The 15,595-nt window shown below is 54.5% G+C and carries 12 protein-coding genes; 8 read left to right on the forward strand and 4 right to left on the reverse strand.

Annotation, left to right across the window (positions count from 1 at the left end; translation table 11 throughout):
• Window positions 1-144: 144 nt before the first annotated feature.
• From ACP6EK_RS07730 to ACP6EK_RS07755, 6 genes are read left to right on the forward strand one after another with little or no spacing between them, the layout of a single operon-like run.
• On the forward strand, window positions 145-1,458 hold the full coding sequence (locus ACP6EK_RS07730; protein ID WP_438314942.1) for a B12-binding domain-containing radical SAM protein: 1,314 nt from the start codon (window positions 145-147) through the stop codon (window positions 1,456-1,458).
• A 15-nt stretch (window positions 1,459-1,473) separates the two neighbouring features.
• The gene (carA, locus tag ACP6EK_RS07735) at window positions 1,474-2,553 is read left to right on the forward strand and encodes a glutamine-hydrolyzing carbamoyl-phosphate synthase small subunit (RefSeq protein WP_438314945.1); all 1,080 of its coding nucleotides are present in this window, start codon (window positions 1,474-1,476) and stop codon (window positions 2,551-2,553) included.
• Window positions 2,546-5,839, forward strand: a complete 3,294-nt coding sequence (gene carB, locus ACP6EK_RS07740) for a carbamoyl-phosphate synthase large subunit (protein ID WP_438314947.1) — start codon at window positions 2,546-2,548, stop codon at window positions 5,837-5,839. The genes carA and carB overlap by 8 nt, the downstream gene beginning before the upstream one ends.
• The gene (locus tag ACP6EK_RS07745) at window positions 5,836-6,654 is read left to right on the forward strand and encodes a mechanosensitive ion channel family protein (RefSeq protein ID WP_438314950.1); all 819 of its coding nucleotides are present in this window, start codon (window positions 5,836-5,838) and stop codon (window positions 6,652-6,654) included. The genes carB and ACP6EK_RS07745 overlap by 4 nt, the downstream gene beginning before the upstream one ends.
• Window positions 6,655-6,700: 46 nt before the next feature.
• Window positions 6,701-8,398, forward strand: coding sequence for a 2-oxoacid:acceptor oxidoreductase subunit alpha (locus ACP6EK_RS07750; protein WP_438314953.1), 1,698 nt, complete (start codon window positions 6,701-6,703; stop codon window positions 8,396-8,398).
• The gene (locus ACP6EK_RS07755; protein ID WP_438314956.1) at window positions 8,395-9,258 is read left to right on the forward strand and encodes a thiamine pyrophosphate-dependent enzyme; all 864 of its coding nucleotides are present in this window, start codon (window positions 8,395-8,397) and stop codon (window positions 9,256-9,258) included. Before ACP6EK_RS07750 ends, ACP6EK_RS07755 begins: the two co-directional genes overlap by 4 nt.
• A gap of 30 nt (window positions 9,259-9,288) precedes the next feature.
• On the opposite strand, the gene ACP6EK_RS07760 is transcribed toward ACP6EK_RS07755, so the two are convergent.
• Genes ACP6EK_RS07760 through ACP6EK_RS07775 form a run of 4 tightly spaced genes read right to left on the reverse strand, consistent with a single transcriptional unit; the run spans window position 9,289 to window position 13,023 of the window.
• Window positions 9,289-9,735: a universal stress protein gene (locus ACP6EK_RS07760; protein ID WP_438314959.1), complete on the reverse strand. Its 447-nt coding sequence runs from the start codon at window positions 9,733-9,735 to the stop codon at window positions 9,289-9,291.
• 20 nt (window positions 9,736-9,755) lie between these two features.
• A complete protein-coding gene (locus ACP6EK_RS07765) occupies window positions 9,756-10,607 on the reverse strand; it encodes a carbohydrate ABC transporter permease (RefSeq protein WP_438314961.1) in 852 nt (283 codons plus the stop codon).
• 1 nt (window position 10,608) lies between these two features.
• Complete coding sequence (locus ACP6EK_RS07770; protein ID WP_438314964.1) at window positions 10,609-11,472, reverse strand: carbohydrate ABC transporter permease; 864 nt, start codon at window positions 11,470-11,472, stop codon at window positions 10,609-10,611.
• 60 nt (window positions 11,473-11,532) lie between these two features.
• Entirely contained in the window at window positions 11,533-13,023 is a 1,491-nt protein-coding gene (locus ACP6EK_RS07775; RefSeq protein WP_438314967.1) for an ABC transporter substrate-binding protein, read from the reverse strand.
• 168 nt (window positions 13,024-13,191) lie between these two features.
• On the opposite strand from ACP6EK_RS07775, the gene rpsO reads away from it, so the two are divergent.
• A complete protein-coding gene (rpsO, locus tag ACP6EK_RS07780) occupies window positions 13,192-13,461 on the forward strand; it encodes a 30S ribosomal protein S15 (protein WP_017889518.1) in 270 nt (89 codons plus the stop codon).
• A gap of 9 nt (window positions 13,462-13,470) precedes the next feature.
• Window positions 13,471-15,588 carry a polyribonucleotide nucleotidyltransferase gene (locus tag ACP6EK_RS07785; RefSeq protein WP_438314970.1) on the forward strand — a complete coding sequence of 706 codons (2,118 nt, stop codon included), beginning with the start codon at window positions 13,471-13,473 and terminating at the stop codon, window positions 15,586-15,588.
• The last annotated feature ends 7 nt before the right edge of the window (window positions 15,589-15,595 follow it).

The following is a 15,595-nucleotide window of genomic DNA, read 5'->3' on the forward strand; positions in this document are numbered from 1 at the left end:
GGGAGAAAAGGCCATCACGAAAAGACATGCGACGATACCGAGTGCTCCTGTGCTCCTCTTCACGCTTTCATTGTAGCACAATTCTCAACCCCAGGAGAGTGGTGTATAATGCAGGAGAGATTAGAGAGAAAGAGGGTTGATTATTTGCGGATTCTTCTTGTTGCTCCGGATCCGAACGCACCACGTCGAAAAAAGGCATGGTATGTTCCTTTCCCTCAGGCCAGCCTTCCCCTCCTTGCTGCTCTGACCCCTTCGCGCCACGAGGTTCGCATTGTGGATGAGCGGGTTGAGGACGTGAATTTTGACGAGTCGTATGACCTTGTGGGTATCACCGTCATGAGTGCTACGGCAGTTCGGGCCTATCAGATTGCCGATGAGTTCAGGAAAAGAGGGGTGAAGGTTGTCCTCGGAGGTATCCATCCCACGGCGCTTCCTGAGGAGGCGAAGGAACACGCGGATAGTGTGGTGATTGGGGAGGCAGAGGGTCTCTGGGAGGGACTCCTTGAGGACTGTGAACGAGGGACGTTGCAACCATTCTACAAGAGGGAGAATTTCCCGTCTCTTGCCGGTCTTCCTTACTCAAGGCTCGACCTTCTACGGGGAAGGTATCTCCTGAAGTATGTCTTTCAGACTACCCGGGGATGTCCTCACGCCTGTAGTTTCTGCTCTGTTTCGGCCTTCATGGGGAGGAAGTACCGCCACCGTCCAGTGGAGGAAGTTGTCGAAGAGATCCGGCAGTACCCCTCCCGAGTGATTGGATTTTTAGACGACAACATCGTGGGGAATCCTGCCTATTCCCGGGAGCTCTTTCGGGCGCTTGTACCTCTGAAGAGGAAATGGGTGAGCCAGGGAACACTCCGCATGGCAGAAGACGAAGAACTCCTGCGCCTTGCTGCCCAGAGCGGATGTATTGCCCTTTTTGTGGGATTTGAATCGGTGAACGAAGAGAATCTCCGGGAGATGCACAAATCTTTCCACCGGGTTGACCAGTATCGGAAGCTCATCGATCGCTTCCACCAGCACGGCATTATGGTGGTAGGTTCCTTCGTCTTTGGATTTGATGAGGATGACCCTGGCGTTTTTCGTCGAACACTCCAGTTCATTGAGGACACCAAAATCGACTTCGCCCAGTTTTCGATTCTTACCCCTCTTCCCGGAACAGAGGTTTTCCACCAGCTGAAATCCCAGGGGCGCATCTTCTCTTTTGACTGGTCAAAGTACGATTTCGCCCACGTGGTGTATCAACCGGCGAAGATGACTCCACAGGAGCTTCAGGAAGGATATAATTTCGTCTTTCGGGAATTTTACTCCTTACCCCGCATTGCCCGGCGGCTTCTTCGGAACTGGCGGTACCTCCACTACTTTCTTCCCGCGAGCCTCTACTACCACTGGGTGGCTTCCCACCCTAAAAGCCTTCCTCAAGAGGGCAGGCACCCCTTGACAGGTATGGTATATTAGGCAGAGGGTGTTGCTGTGAAGGCGCTGCTTGCTTTAGAGGACGGACGGGTTTTCTGGGGCTACGCCTTCGGAGCTTTAGGAGAAGTTAGCGGGGAAGTTGTCTTCAATACCAGCATGACCGGCTACCAGGAAATCCTCACCGATCCCTCCTACAAGGGCCAGATTGTCACCATGACGTATCCCCTCATCGGGAACTACGGTGTGAACTCTGAGGATGTGGAATCGGCAAAGCCTCAAGTAGAAGGCTTCATCGTTCGAGAAAAGAGCTCCCTCTACAGCAACTGGAGAGCGGAGGAAGGCCTTGAAGAGTACCTGAAACGCCACGGTATCATGGGGCTTGAACGCATTGATACCCGTGCGCTCACGCGTCACATTCGGGAACGAGGAGCCATGCGTGGGGTGATGTCCTGCCTTGACCTTGATCCAGTGTCTTTGGTTGAGAAAGCGCGGAGCATCCCTGAAATGGCTGGTCAAGACCTGGTGCAGAAGGTGACAACCCAAAAGCCCTATGTGTGGAGTGAGGATGGAACCTACACCATTGCCGTTTTAGACTGCGGGGTAAAGTTTGGGATTTTGCGGCAGCTGGCCAAACGATGCTGCCGTGTTATCGTGTACCCCGCCTTTACACAGGCAGAAGATGTACTTCGAGAAAAACCTGACGGCATCCTGCTCTCCAACGGACCGGGAGACCCTGCAGCGTTACCATATGTTGTGGAATTCGCCCGCCGGGTCATCGGGAAGGTTCCAGTGTTCGGGATTTGTCTTGGACACCAGGTCATTGCCCAGGCGTTGGGGGCAAAAACCTTCAAGCTCAAGTTCGGCCATCATGGAGGGAACCATCCGGTGAAGGATCTCCGAACGGGACAGGTAGCTATCACCACCCAGAACCATGGTTTCAGTGTTGACGCCGATACCCTTCCAGGGAATGTGGAGGTCACCCACGTGAACCTCAATGACTTTACCCTCGAGGGTATTGCCCATCGGGAACTTCCGCTTTTCTCCGTGCAGTTCCACCCTGAGGCTTGTCCTGGACCCCATGATACCGCGTATCTTTTCGACCGGTTCATAAGGATGGTGGAGGACTGCCGTGCCTAAAAGGACGGATATTCGCCGGATTCTCATTATCGGTTCGGGCCCGATTGTCATCGGACAGGCATGTGAGTTCGATTACTCGGGTACCCAGGGATGCAAAGCTCTGAGAAGCGAGGGGTACGAAGTCATCCTTGTGAACAGCAATCCCGCAACCATCATGACCGATCCGGAGATGGCTGATCGAACCTATATTGAGCCCCTGATCCCTGAGGTTCTGGAGAACATCATTGCCAGGGAACGTCCTGATGCACTTTTGCCAACCCTTGGAGGCCAGACGGCACTCAACCTTACCGTCCAGCTGAAAAAGCGAGGGGTTCTCGACCGTTTCGGTGTCAAGGTCCTTGGAGCCTCGCCGGAGGCGATCGAGAAAGCCGAAGACCGAAAGCTCTTCAAGGAAGCCATGCTGAAAATTGGCGTTGATGTACCCCGAAGCGGCCAGGCCTATAACATCAGGGAAGCTCTGGAGGTTGCCCGGGAAATCGGCTTTCCCCTTGTGATTCGACCGAGTTTCACCCTGGGGGGAACGGGAGGAGCTATCGCCTACAACATTGAGGAATTCGAAGAACTCGCCCAGCGGGCCCTCGACAGCAGCATGATCCGGGAAATCCTCATTGAAGAGTCGGTCATCGGGTGGAAGGAGTACGAACTCGAGGTCATGCGCGATGGAAAGGATAACGTGGTGATCATCTGCTCCATTGAGAACCTGGACCCCATGGGAATTCACACCGGCGACAGCATCACCGTCGCTCCTGCGCAGACGCTTACCGATGAAGAGTACCAGAAGATGCGGGATTACGCCATCCGGGCTATTCGGGAAATCGGTGTGGACACAGGAGGGTGTAATATCCAGTTTGCTGTTAACCCCGAAAACGGTCGTATGGTCATCATTGAAATCAATCCCCGGGTGTCCCGGAGCTCTGCCCTGGCCTCAAAGGCCACCGGGTTTCCTATCGCTAAAATCGCTGCCAAACTCGCCGTGGGGTATACTCTTGACGAGATCCCGAATGACATCACGAAGAAGACCCCTGCCTGTTTTGAGCCTGCTCTGGACTACTGTGTGGTCAAGATTCCCCGGTTCACTTTTGAGAAATTCCCCGAGGCGGAACCGTACCTTGGTATCTCTATGAAGAGTGTTGGAGAAACCATGGCCATTGGGCGGAATTTCAAGGAAGCACTGCAGAAAGGCCTCCGTTCCCTGGAAATAGGAAAATGCGGTCTTGAAGACGTGAAAGGATGGGATGACGTTCCCAGGGCAAAGCGGAGGGAAATCCTTTACGAGAAGCTCACGCGTCCCAACCCTGACCGGATCTTCTATATCAAAATGGCCCTGAAAGAGGGACTAAGCATTCAGGAAATCTCTGAGTGGTCGAAGATCGATCCATGGTTCATCCGCCAGATTGAAGAAATCGTCGAGATGGAAGAGGAACTGCGCAGGGTTCCCTCGCTCCACCAGATTGACAGGGATCTCCTCCGGCGAGCGAAGGAGTTCGGCTTCTCCGATCGGCAGATTGCTCGTCTTCTCGGGACCGATGAATGGGAAGTCCGTCGGGTTCGCAAATCCTTGGGGATTGAGCCTGTGTACAAGCAGGTGGATACCTGTGCTGCAGAGTTTGAGGCTGAGACCCCTTATTACTACTCCACCTATGAGGAGGAGTGCGAGGCGAACCCCAGCAATCGCAAAAAAGTTGTTATTCTCGGAGCGGGGCCAAATCGTATTGGCCAGGGGATTGAGTTCGATTACTGCTGTGTTCACGCCACCTGGGGTCTGCAGGACCTGGGGTACGAAACCATTATGGTGAACAGCAATCCCGAGACGGTGAGCACCGACTATGATACCTCAGACAAGCTCTTCTTTGAGCCCCTGTACATTGAGGATGTTCTCAATGTCATCGAGAAAGAACGTCCCGAGGGGGTTATCCTCCAGCTTGGAGGGCAGACTCCCCTGAATCTGGCCAAGGACCTGGAACGGGCTGGAGTGCCGATTCTGGGAACGTCTCCGGAGAGCATTGACATTGCTGAAGATCGGGATCGCTTCAAAAGTCTCGTGGAACGCCTGGGTCTCAGACAACCAAGGAATGGCGTGGCAACCTCGTTTGAGGAGGCCAAACGCGTCGCTCAGAGTATCGGGTATCCAGTCATGGTCCGACCCTCGTATGTTCTCGGAGGCAGGGCCATGCGAATTATCTACACCGAGGAGGAACTCGAGGAGTTCATCTCTCAGGCTGTGGAGGTTTCCCCCGGACGGCCAGTGCTTATTGACGAATTCCTTGAAGATGCCATCGAAATCGACGTCGACGCCATAAGTGATGGTGAGCTTACCGTTGTTGCAGGAATCATGGAACACATTGAGGAGGCGGGAATCCATTCTGGCGACAGCGCCTGTGTTCTTCCTCCTTTCTCTCTGAGCGATGACATTATTGACCAGGTGAAGAAGTACACCTATGCTCTTGCCCGGGAACTCAAGGTTGTGGGGTTGATGAATGTGCAGTATGCGGTCAAGGATGACGAGATCTACGTTCTTGAGGTGAATCCCCGGGCTTCCCGGACCATTCCCTTTGTGAGCAAGGCTACCGGTGTTCCTTTCGCCCGCCTTGCGTCCCAGGTGATGGCGGGGCGAAAGCTCCGGGACATTGGTCTTGTACGGGAAATCGAAATCCCGTACTTTGCAGTGAAAGAGTCGGTATTTCCCTTCCGTCGTTTTCCAGGGGTCGATCCCGTTCTTGGCCCTGAGATGCGTTCAACAGGCGAGGTTATGGGGATTGACCGGGACTTTGGCATGGCCTACGCGAAATCCCAACTCGCTGCCCAGTCGTATCTCCCCCTTGAGGGAACGGTTTTCATCAGCGTCAAGAACAAGGACAAACGGGGTGTGATTTTTCTCGCGAAAAAACTTTGGGACATGGGCTTCCGGATTGTGGCCACGAAAGGTACGGCAAAGGTCTTAAGCAATAACGGTATTCCGGTTGAGGTCGTGAAGAAGGTCGGGGAAGGTCGACCGAACATTGTGGATATGATTAAGAACCGGGAGATTCATCTCATCATCAACACGCCTTCTGGAGGGAAAGCCCAGAAAGAGAGCAGCGTCATTCGAAAAGAAGCCATTATGCGTGACATTCCCTGTGTCACGACACTCTCAGGAGCAGAAGCTACAGTCTATGCAATTGAGCGGCTCAAAAGTGGGGAAATGACTATACGGTCCATTCAGGAGTACCACGAGGAGGTCCGGACTGCCCTGGACCTTTCCCTGAACCTCAGAAGGGGCAAAGAGGAGATCGCTGTGCTTCCGTGAGCCCTTTCCTTGAGAGAGTCCTTCACATCGGAGCCATTATCGGGTTTTCGTGGATTTTGGTGTACACAAGTCGTTTTGTCTTCCGGCAGCTCTTCCTCAGACGATTGAAAACTCCGGAAAAGCAGGTTGACCTCCCCCGCAAGCTCAATACCCTTCTCCCCCTCTTTCAGAGCGTGGTGACGTACCTTGTGGTGTTCTTTGCGCTGGTACTGATCCTTCGGGAAATCGGCATCGACGCCACGGCAATTCTAGCGGGTGCAGGAGTGGTGGGTATCGCTGTAGGTTTTGGTGCCCAGACCCTTATTCGGGACATCCTCACGGGGCTTTTTCTGGTCTTTGAGGACAGCCTTTCGGTGGGAGACACGGTGCAGGTTGGAGACATCACCGGGACTGTGGAGGAAATCGGTCTACGGATCACGCGGATTCGTACCCTGTCGGGGGCGCTGGTGACCATTCCCAACGGGGAAATTTCCCGTATCGTGAACTACAATCGGGGATTCAGCCGAGCTGTGGTTGAGGTCAGTGTAGCCTATGAGGTGGACATCGACAGGGCTGTAGAAGTGCTCCAGAGGGTGGTGGCAGCGTACCAGGAGAGCCACCCCAACCTCCTTCTTGGCGAGCCTTCGGTGCAGCGCATTGTTCGCCTGGAGGGCTCAGGTGTGGTTTTGCGGGTGGTGGTGCAGGTGCTTCCCCAGAAACACTGGGAAGTGGAACGGGACCTTCTGTACCATATCAAGAAGGCCTTTGACGCCGAACACATTGAGATTCCCTATCCGAAGTACGTGGTTTTCCTCGACACCACCAGGAAGACCTGAGAGCCGTTTCTGGTTATTCTTTGACAAAAACAAATGAGGTGGAGCTATGGTCGACGTTACCCTGAAGGTGGGTGGTGCGGCAGGGCAGGGAGTACAAACCGTTTCCGAAGTACTTTCCCTCATCCTTGCTCGGCATGGGTACTACGTGTTCTCCATCGAGGATTACCAGTCACGGATTCGAGGGGGCCATACCTTCACTCTTGTACGTGCTGCAGAGCAGTGGGTTTCAGGAGGAAAGAGGGCGCTGGATATCCTCGTGTGTCTCAACGAAGAGACGTACCACCTGCACTGTGGCGAGGTGAAGGAGGGCGGAGTGATTCTAGGGAAGACCGGCAACGGAACACCCGGCAAAGACGTTCGTCTTTTGCCTCTTGATTTTGAAGGGGTGGCCCTGCGCCTTGGGAACCGGGTCTTTGCCAATATGGTGGCTACGGGAGCGGTTCTGGCAATCCTGGGTGTGGGCCTTGAGAAAGCCCGGGAGTACGTTCGGGAGACGTTTGCCCGAAAGGGCCCTGAGGTTGTAGCGAGGAACGAGGAAGCCCTGGAGGAGGGGGCAAGGCTCGTGGAAGCATCGGGGATGATTTCCTCTTCTCCGTTTCTTAAGGGACATCGAGATCCCTCAGGGGTTTCCCGACGGTACCTCATAAGCGGCAACGAAGCTCTGGGGCTTGGAGCGCTCCTTGCTGGATGCACGTTCTACAGTGCCTATCCCATGACTCCTTCGACAGGAATTCTGAATTTCCTCGCCTCCAGGGCCGAAGCCTATGGTCTCATTGTGGAACAGGCAGAGGACGAAATCGCTGCCATCAACATGGCCGTTGGGGCGTCCTATGCGGGAGCACGGGCTATGACGGGAACGTCGGGCGGGGGATTCTGCCTCATGTGCGAGGGATTGGGATTAGCGGCAATGACCGAAACCCCCATCGTCGTTATCGACGCACAGCGCCCCGGACCCAGCACTGGTCTTCCAACGAGGACTGCTCAGGGAGATCTCCTTTTCGTGCTCCATGCTTCCCACGACGAATTTCCCCGTTTCGTTTTTGCCCCTCGGGATCCCCAGGAAGCGCTCAACATGGTCATTCGGGCTTTTAATCTAGCCGAGAAGTACCAGGTCCCGGCGATTATCCTCAGTGACCAGTACCTTGCAGATACCAGGTGGTCCTACGACCGGCTGTCCTGTGAGGAGCGCCCGGTCCGGCCCCTGTTCTCCTGGGATGGTACCTCTCCCTATCGGAGATATGCCCTGACTCCTGATGGCATTTCTCCAAGGCTTTTCCCTGGAGGAGAAGCTCTTGTGGTTGCCGACAGTGACGAACACGACGAACGTGGACACCTCACCGAGGACCTCGCACTCCGAAAGGTGATGCAGGAGAAGCGAATGAGGAAGCTCGAGTTCATGCGGAAAGAAATGCGTTTTCCCTTTGTGCTTGAGGGGAGAGACGCTACGCTCATTGGGTGGGGATCCACCTGGGGAGTGCTTCTTGAGGTACGTAAGATCTTGGCGCAAAAGGGCAAGAGTATCGGAGTAGTGCATTTCAGCGATCTCTACCCCCTTCCAGAAGGCCTTCGGGACTTCCTTAGGCGTTTCCCCAATCCTGTTGTGGTGGAGCAGAATTTCAGCGGCCAGCTGGCCATGCTCCTTGAGCGAGAAACACTCCTTCCGTTCCCCAGAAGGATCTGTCGTTACGATGGACTTCCCTTTCTTGTTGAGGAGCTCGCTGAGCAGGTCGAGGAGGTGCTGTGACCGTGGCTACCCCTTTTGACGCCCGAGATGTGGAAATTGCTTGGTGCCCCGGATGCGGAAACTTCGGCATCCTTCAGGCTTTGAAGGAAACCCTTGACGAGCTCGGGTATCGTCCTCAGGACGTTGTGGTGGTTTCTGGGATCGGTCAGGCGGCCAAAGCCCCTCACTACCTCAGGGTCAATGTCTTCAATGGTCTCCACGGGAGGAGCATTCCTGTGGCTTTCGCCATTAAGACCGTTCGGCCGGAACTCCTTGTCATTGCCGAATCGGGTGATGGATGCATGTACGGTGAGGGTGGTAATCACCTCCTGCACGCCATTCGCCGCAACCCTGACATCACCGTTCTCGTTCACAACAACCAGGTGTATGGTCTCACGAAAGGCCAGGCTTCCCCGACTTCAGGGGAGGGCTTCAGGAGTAAAGCGCAACCCTGGGGAAACCTCTCAAGACCGCTCAACCCCCTGAGCCTGGCCATATCCCAGGGAGCAGGCCTTGTGGCCAGGGCTTTTGCCGGGGACAGAGAGGGGCTGAAGGGGATTCTCAAAGAGGCCTTGAGCTTTCGTGGCTTTGCTCTCGTGGATATCCTGCAACCCTGCGTGACTTTCAACCCTGTGAACACCTATGCCTGGTACCGGGAGCGGGTGTACTACCTTGGAGAGGACCACAATCCTGAGGACCAGGTGGCGGCGTTCCAGAAAAGCCTCGAGTGGGGTGATCGCATTCCTCTTGGGGTTTTCTACCGCAACCCTCAGCCGACTTACGAAATGAAGGTGGAGGAACGAGCGAAAAGACGACGGAACCTTTTTGAAGAGGAGGAGTTCCGGAGAGTCCTCCAGGAGGAGTTCGCCCAGCTCCTGTAAATCCCTGCCCCGTCCGGGGCAGGGATTGCGTCATTTCAGCCCTTCCGGGCACTTCACCACCATCACAGGGATACACGTTCTCCTGATGACTCCCATGGTCACGCTCCCAAGGAGGATCCCTGCAAGCCCCGTTCTCCCGTGGGTTCCCATGACGATGAGGTCAACACCGTTTTCCTCTGCGAAGCGGGCGATTTCTTCTGCTGGCTCTCCCACCACGACTTCAAGGTTCACGAGTTCTTTGGAAAGGGAAGGGGCGTTTTTCTCCACCTCCTCGGCCATGGTGTTCTGAATCCGCAGCACCACATTCTCCCAGGGATTCCCAGGCTGAGCAGTTAGGGTATCGGCCTCAAGGGGGGTAAGTACATGGAGCACGGTGACCTTGGCGTTGAACTTTTCCTGCAGAGATGAGGCAACCCGAAGCGCCAGGTCTGAGAAGGGTGAAAAATCCGTCGGCACCAGGATGTGTTTGATGGTCATGTTTCCACCTCCTCTATCTCTTACTCTTTAATAGCCCCAAGCGTAAGCCCTCGGATGAGGAAACGGGAAGTCAGCGCGGCGAGGACCACGGGAGGGGTGATGGCAAGGATCGACAGTGCAGAAACCTTCCAAAAATCCAATCCCCGTACGGTGAGCGTTCCAGCGATGATCACCGGCATGGTCATGGTCTTCCGGTATGAGAGCGTCACCACAAAGAGGAACTCGTTCCAGGAGAAGATGAAACAGAGGATGTACACTGCAACGATTCCTGGAAGCGAAAGAGGCAGGGCGATGCGGAAAAAGGCCTGGAACGATGAACACCCATCAATAAGGGCAGCCTCTTCCACCTCTTCGGGAAGTTCACGGAAGAAGTCCATCATGAGCCATATGGCCAGAGGAAGATTGTACACCGTGTGAGCCATGATAACGGCAGGTAGAGTATCAAGGAGCCTCAGGGTTCGCATGATGAGGAAGAAGGGAATGGCCACGGCAATGGGAGGAAACATGCGATTGGAGAGAATCCAGCTGGCGATATCTTTGTTTTTCCAGCGATGGAAGCGAAAGCGGGTGAGGGCATAACCGGCAAGGGATCCAAGGAGGAGAACAAGGAGTGAGCTCAGCGAAGAAATGAGGACGCTATTTCGCAGGCCCTGGCGGGTACGTTCGCCCTCTGCCTGTCCGAGCACAACCTGCCAGGCGTAGGTAGAGGGCCGGAACTGGACAAGGGGGAGGAAAGTGGTGGTGTACTGTTCCCCGGGGGACTTGAAGGAAGTGATGGCACCCCAGAAGAACGGGAAGACTGTCCATATCGAGAAGAGAGCGAGAACGACCCAGGCAAAGACGGAAAACCCGGTAATTCGCCCCTTTTTCATTTCATACCTCCTTGCGGAGTCTCTTGAGGAGAAAGTTGGCCATGATAAGGACGATCACCAGGAATACCCACGAGAGTGCACAGGCGTATCCAAGGTCGAAGTACTGAAAGCCCACGGTGTACGTGTAATAGGAAAGGGATTCCGTACTTGTTCCTGGCCCACCGCCGGTGATGCCAAAGACAAGTTCAAAAAGCTTAAAGGCGTCGATAGCCCGCAAGAGCACAAGCGTCACCATGATGGGAAGAAGGAGAGGGAAAGTGACAAACCAGAAGATTTGCAGGCGAGAGGCTCCATCAACCTGAGCAGCGTCGTACAGGGACACGGGGAACGATTGCATGGCAGCGAGAAGACCAAGGAACATGAAGGGCGTCCACTCCCAGATGTCTACCGCCATAAGTACAAAAGGCGTGAGCCGGGCATCGGTGAGCCATCGAACCATGTTCAAACCCAGGGAATTCAGGATTTTGACCACGATGCCTGCATCAGGGTTGAGGAGCATTCGCCACATGAAGGCAACGGCAATGGGCGGTGCTGCCATGGGGAGGAGGAAGAGTACCCGGAAGAAGTTCCGGAAACGAATGCGTTCATTGAGAATGTACGCAAGAAGAAGACCCAGGGAAAGTTCCACGCTCACCACGATGGCAACGTAAAGCACCGTGAAGCGAAGACTGTTCCAGAAACGGGGATCCCGGGAGAAGATGCTGAGGAAATTTTCGATACCCACGAAAACCCTTGGTGCGGCTGTGGCGGCTTTCCAGCGATGGAAACTCAGTGTCAGTGACCAGATAAGGGGAAACACCGCCATGGCCATAAGGTACAAAAGTCCTGGCAGAAGGAAACCAAACTTTGTGGCCTCTTTTCTCATCGGTGTTCACACCCTGAAAGGCAAAGGGCTGGGGGATGCCCCCAGCCCTTTGGAAGGCGTTCACTCTGCAGGAAGCCCAAGGGACTCACGGTAAAGGGCCTTTTGCTTCTCCTTTCCATGAGTTTCGGTGATCTTCACCCATTCGGCGTAAATGGCGTCACAGGCATCCTTGGGTGCCTTGGTTCCAGAGAGCACCTCGGCAAGGTAGAGGTCAAGATAGTCATAGTACTCTGCGGCTCCAGGAATGCGAAGATCTGTGATGGCTTTGGGGTCGGAAAGAATGGTCTGGATGGTTTCCAGGTACTTTGTGACGGAATCCTTGCTCCAACCGCCCTCGACCCACTTGTCGATGTTCTTGAAGTGCGAGAAGCGCCAGGGGTTGGCTCCAGTGTATCCGTGGATGCCGCAGACGTCAAGGAGGCTTCGCTCGGGAGCGGTGAAGTACGTGGCGAACTTGTACGCCGGGACGGGATTCTTCGAGAACTTGGAGATTGAGAAGACCCACCCTCCGAAGTTCAGAAAGTTCACCTGGTTGTATCCCTCAATCCACCGCTTTGCCTTGAAGTCGTAAGTCTTCATGGAGCCGGGGAGTGGACCATACCCCAAGAGTCCCTTGACTTTACTACCGTACTTCTCCGGGGATTGCTCGAGAATGCCAATATCTCCCCAGTCAAGGGCGATTGCCGAGTTCCCCGACACAAAGGCCTGGCGGAGCTCACTGTACCCGTAGCTCAAAAGACCTGGGGGAGCAAATTTCGTCAGCTTCTGAATGACGTCCATGGCCTCAACCCATCCAGGGTTGTTGACCTGAGGCTCCATGGTGTCAGGATCAAAGAAGGGAGCAACACCGGGCTGCGCCGCGTACTGCATGGCGATATCAAGGTACGACCACATGGCCTGGGTCTTCCGTTGAGCGATAAAGGCAATGCCATACTCTGTTTCTCCGTCGTTATCCCAGTCCCATCCAGTAAAGAACTCGGCAATGTCCATGATCTCTTCCCAGGATTTCGGTGGGATATTGTACTCGTAGCCGTACTTTTCCTTGAACTTTGCTCTGTAGTCGGGGTTCTCAAGAGCGTCTTTGCGGTAGTAGAGCATGTGGCAATCGCCATCGTAAGGAAGTGCGTAAACCTTGCCACCCCAGGAGACGATGAGCTTAATGGCTGGGACAACGTCGTCCCAGTCCGGGTAACCGTATTCTTTCATGAGGTCTTCAAGTGGCAGTACCCATCCACCACCCATGACGTCCCCTGCCCAGGTGGAGGGCCAGCAGATGAGGTCGTAAGCACCAGTTCCGGTGATGAAGTCCGTCATCATTTTGTCGTAGAGGGAAGCGTAAGGAACGACCACCATTTCTACTTTCGCTCCGGTGAGGGCTTCCCACTCCGGCTTCCAGGATTCCACAACGGCGGAGTGGGGATCAGTGATGAGCACCGTGATGGTCTGGCCCTTGAACTCTCCTGGCTGGGATTCCCACGTTTTCTCTGCAGCAAGCGCGGAGGCGACAACGAGGAGGACTACCAGCACCACACACCACAAGAGCTTTCGCATACACCTACCCCCCTTGAAATGCGGTTTTGCTATCATCCTATCAGGAGGAACGGGCGCTGTCAATAATAGGCGCACAGCCCAGCGCCCTAAGGGTTTACAGTACCTGTGTTTCTGTGATAAACTACCTTTTGAATGTCTGAGAGAAGATAAGCTGGAGGTGGAGCGAAGTTGGCTCTGACAAAAGAGCGGAAGAAGGAAATCATCGAACAGTTCAAGATCCACAGTACGGACACCGGTTCTCCTGAAGTGCAGATTGCCCTTCTCACGGAACGCATCCGCGAGCTTACTGAGCATCTGAAGCAGCACCCCAAGGATTTCCATTCCCGAAGGGGTTTGTTCATCATGGTTGGGCGAAGACGGAGGCTTCTCAACTACCTCCGAAAGTACCACGTTGATCGGTATTATGCCATCCTTGAAAAACTCGGGTTAAGGAGGTAGGGTAGTATTGTGTCCTACAGGTGGGAAATAGGCTTTGGAAGAGAAACACTCCTCATCGAGGCAGGAAAACTTGCCCAGCAAGCCCACGGTGCGGTAACCGTTCGTTATGGTGATACCGTGGTTCTTGTGACAGCCACAATGTCCGACGAGGTTCGTGAAGAGGTGGATTTTACCCCGCTTCTTGTGGATTTTGAAGAGCGTTTTTACGCTGCGGGGAAGATTCCCGGTGGTTTCATCAAGCGGGAAGGGAAACCCCGTGTTCCAGCAATCCTGAGTGCCCGTCTCATTGACCGTTCCATTCGTCCTTTCTTTCCCAAGCTCCTCTATAACGACGTCCAGGTTGTCGTCACCGTGCTCTCTGTTGACGAAAGCCATCCTCCTGATGTCATTTCCATCGTTGGGGCTTCCTTTGCTCTGGGGCTTTCGGAAATTCCCTTTGAGGGACCTATTGGAGCCTGCCGTATAGGTCTCGTTGGGGACCAGTTCATTGTGAATCCCACCTTGGAAGAGCTTGCATTGAGCAGTCTGGACCTTGTCGTTGCCGGCTCTGAGTATGGCATCGCCATGATTGAAGCTGGCGCAAAGGAAGTGGATGAAGAGAAAATCGTTGCGGCTCTGCGCCTTGGACACGAGGAAATCCTGAAGATGATTGCTTCCCAGAAGGATATCCTGGCCTCCTTTGGAAGGCCTAAACGAGAGGTTCTCCTTCCTCCCTTCTGGGATGCGCTTCAGGCTTTCGTTGATGAAGAATACCGCAAAGCCATCGCTCAGATGATCACCATTCCAGAAAAGAAAGCCCGGGAGAAGGAGATGAACGCCCTCTTTCAGAAGGCAAAGGAGGAAGCCGAAACGCGATTTGGGAATGCCTCCTTCCTGACCCCTGTCTGGGATAGAGTCGTGAAGGAAGAAATTGAAAACCTGGTCTTCACCACGGGACGGAGACAGGACGGAAGGACTCCCCAGGAAATTCGGCCCATTCACTGCGAGGTTGGGTGCCTCCCACGCACCCATGGCTCGAGCCTCTTTGTCCGGGGACAGACCCAGGCACTGGTTATCACCACGCTTGGTGCAACGAGCGAAGAGCAGAAAGTGGACGGCCTTCAGGAGGAGGAGGCTAAACGTTTCATGCTCCACTACAATTTCCCACCCTACAGCACCGGAGAGGTCCGTCCCATGCGTGGTCCCGGACGGCGAGAAATTGGCCACGGGGCCTTGGCAGAGCGGGCGCTGGAGTGCTTCATTCCTCCGGAGGAAGAGTTTCCCTATACCATCCGGGTGGTTTCAGAGATTCTGGAGTCGAACGGTTCATCCTCTATGGCCACGGTGTGCGGGGGTAGCCTCTCCCTCATGGATGCAGGGGTTCCCATTCGTTCCTCCTGTGCCGGCCTTTCGATTGGTCTTCTTCTTTCCGGTGACAGGAAGGTTTTCCTTCGGGATATCATTGGCTCAGAGGACCACTACGGAGAAATGGACTTTAAGGTTGCGGGAAGCCGCAAGGGCATTACCGCTATTCAACTTGATGTCAAGAACAAGGGGTTACGGTGGGAGATTCTCGCTGAGGCTCTCCAGGAAGCGAAAGAGGGCAGAATCTCCATTCTTGACATCATGGACTCTGTGCTTGACCGGCCGCGGAGTTCCATTTCGCCGTATGCGCCCCGCATCGGTATTGTGGAAATCAATCCAGACCGTATTGGTGCACTTATCGGTCCGGGAGGAAAGATCATCAAGCGCATTGTTGAAGAGGCCGGGGTGACCATAGATATCAAGGAGAACGGGAAGGTCCTCGTGTTCTCCCGTACCGAGGAAGGTAAAGAGAAGGCCATCGAAATGATCCGGAATGTGACCCAGGATGTCGAAGTCGGGAAGATTTACCTTGGGAAGGTGACGAGGATTGCCGACTTCGGGGCCTTTGTGGAGATTTTTCCCGGCCGAGAAGGGTTATGCCACATTTCCCAGCTTTCCTTTGAGCGCATCCGAAAGGTAGAGGATTTTGTCAAGCCAGGGGAAGACCTCCTGGTGAAGGTCATCGGTATTGATTCTCTGGGACGCATTACCTTAAGCCATAAAGAAGCCATTGCGGCGGTTTCTCCCCCCAAGGACACAAAGCCTCCGCAGAGGAGAAAATAAAGACGAG

Origin of the sequence: Candidatus Caldatribacterium sp. SIUC1, from assembly GCF_051549785.1 — a bacterium.
Classification (GTDB): domain Bacteria; phylum Atribacterota; class Atribacteria; order Atribacterales; family Caldatribacteriaceae; genus Caldatribacterium.